Raw genomic sequence first — 2265 nt, 5'->3', positions numbered from 1 at the left:
AAATAGATTCATTTTCGATACTCTTACTTCAAAGCCAAAATTTTTCGGGCACCATTAAGTACGAATAAAGAAACCAGTATGCCAATGATTAAGTCTGGATAAGCTGATCCCGTCCACGCCACGAGTACACCGGCAAATATAACGCCCATATTTACGACAACGTCATTCGCCGAGAAAATCCAACTGGCTTTCATATGTGCGCCATCTTCTCGATGACCAGAAATAAGATATAAGCATGTCACGTTAGCTATAAGTGCGAGCAGGCCAATAACAATCATGAGCGTTGATTCTGGCTCGCTTCCAAACATGAATCGTCTAATGACATCAACAATCACGATAACAGCAAGTAATAACTGAATCCAACCTGCGAAATGGGCTGCTTTTATTTGATATTTCGCAGCTTTTCCGACGGCATATAGCGCAATACCATAAACGGCTGCATCGGCAAACATATCTAGAGAATCAGCAATCAATCCTGTAGACGCAGCAATAATACCGCTGATGAATTCTATAAAGAAAAGTAGAGCATTAATACCTAATAACAGTTTAAGTACTTTAGCTTGTCTCACAGGATCAGGTTCATTAGGTATATCGCCTGAAGAAAGCTGTATTTCATCAAGTTTCGCCCCAAAACCCAGTCCTTCGAGTTTAGCCGTAATTTGCTGAATCCCTTCATTATGGAAGACTTTCAGTTTTCGATTGGGAAGATCAAAAGTAAGACCTTTAACTGCTTCAATATCTGCAAGAGCCATACGGACCATTTGCTCTTCAGCAGAGCAATCCATTTTAGGAATGGTGTAGGTACTTGTTTGCTTAGCCTGTTGATTGCTTATATAAGTTTCAGTCTTCACAAGCTTTGCACCAAAACCCAAAGCTTCAAGTTTGGTGGTTATATTTTCATCTTTTTGATTATGTAGAATCTTTAAAGAACGGTTAGGTAAATCAAAGATGAGTTTTTGAACACCATCAATTGAAGATAGCGCCATACGAACCATCTGTTCTTCCGCAGAACAATCCATTTTGGGAACTAAGTATTCACTCATGTAGTGCGAATCTTTTAAAACGTCTTCAGTGCTTAAATTTTCTTTGGGATCAGAACCACAACAGGATTGTGCGGTATCTTCACAACTGTTTGAAGTGTTACAGCAAGGAGATGAAGATTTTTTTTCTTCCTCTTCACCACAACAGCTAAGCGTATTATCACAATTCTTTGAATTGTTTGCTTCTGCAATTGATGGATGATTTTCTTGTTGAGATTTCTTATCTTCGCATGGTGTTTCTTTACTACATCCACAACCACTCATAATTATACCCATTAAAAAAATTTATAAACTTTGAATATTAGAATCCCTATAGTTACTATAGAGTCAAGAATCTTTGGAAATACTAACTCAATGCATTTAAAAATTGGTGAACTCTCTAAAAAAACCTCATGTTCAGTATTAACAATTAGGTTTTATGAAAAGGAAGGTTTAATTCCGGAACCGGAAAGAACGGAAGGAAATTACCGCCTTTACGATGTAGGCTATGTTGAGCGAATTAAATTTATTTTGAATTGCCGAACTTTAAATATGAGTTTGAATGAAATTCGTCAATTACTTACCTATAAAGACAAACCTGAGAAAAATTGTTCAGATGTGAATGAATTAATTGACTTACATGTCAGTGCTATCAGAGAAAATATAATCAAGCAACAAAAGCTTATTGAACAACTATCTGATTTAAGAGGTACTTGTGATGGTTTATGTACAATTGACCAATGTGGAGTTTTAAAAAATCTAGCTTGATTATCTAGACCTATGCTTTTTTCAAAAAATCACGAATCTAAAAATGGGAGCCTATAGCTCCCATTTTTATTGTTAAACGTTGAATCCTATATGTTTTCCTGTTGGAAGCTCTACATCAATACGGAGCTTCCCACCCATTGCCTCAACATACTTTTTCATGGTTGAAATCTTAAGATCATTGCCACGATTTTCTATTGCTGAAAGCGATGGCTGTTTTATTCCCAAAGTTTCAGCAAGCTCTTTTTGAGAAATTTCGAGTTCTTCACGAATAAGATGAAGCTGATTTTCTAGCAGTAATTCATCAGCCATTTTTTGAATACGGGCTTGGCTCTCTGGAGAGCGGCTAGCTAACAATTCTTGCAGAGTCTTAGCCATTAGATTTATCTCCTTGGGTAGTGAGATGAAGTTGGTATTGTTCATCTGCAATATCCAGCATGTCTTTATAAAAACGCTTTTTACCGCCTTTATCAGCAATACA

General features: G+C 36.7%; 3 protein-coding genes. 1 reads left to right on the top strand and 2 read right to left on the bottom strand.

Annotated features, from left to right (window positions below; translation table 11 throughout):
• Positions 1–23: 23 nt before the first annotated feature.
• On the bottom strand, positions 24–1304 hold the full coding sequence (locus ACY3FQ_RS04780; RefSeq protein WP_125274735.1) for a cation diffusion facilitator family transporter: 1281 nt from the start codon (positions 1302–1304) through the stop codon (positions 24–26).
• Between the two features lie 90 nt (positions 1305–1394).
• On the opposite strand from ACY3FQ_RS04780, the gene cadR reads away from it, so the two are divergent.
• On the top strand, positions 1395–1787 hold the full coding sequence (gene cadR, locus ACY3FQ_RS04775) for a Cd(II)/Pb(II)-responsive transcriptional regulator (RefSeq protein ID WP_000550240.1): 393 nt from the start codon (positions 1395–1397) through the stop codon (positions 1785–1787).
• Between the two features lie 72 nt (positions 1788–1859).
• On the opposite strand, the gene ACY3FQ_RS04770 is transcribed toward cadR, so the two are convergent.
• Positions 1860–2162 carry a helix-turn-helix domain-containing protein gene (locus tag ACY3FQ_RS04770; protein ID WP_001140620.1) on the bottom strand — a complete coding sequence of 101 codons (303 nt, stop codon included), beginning with the start codon at positions 2160–2162 and terminating at the stop codon, positions 1860–1862.
• Positions 2163–2265: the final 103 nt, after the last annotated feature.

This window comes from Acinetobacter sp. AB03, assembly GCF_058107045.1.
This window is presented reverse-complemented; position numbering and strand designations above follow the sequence as displayed.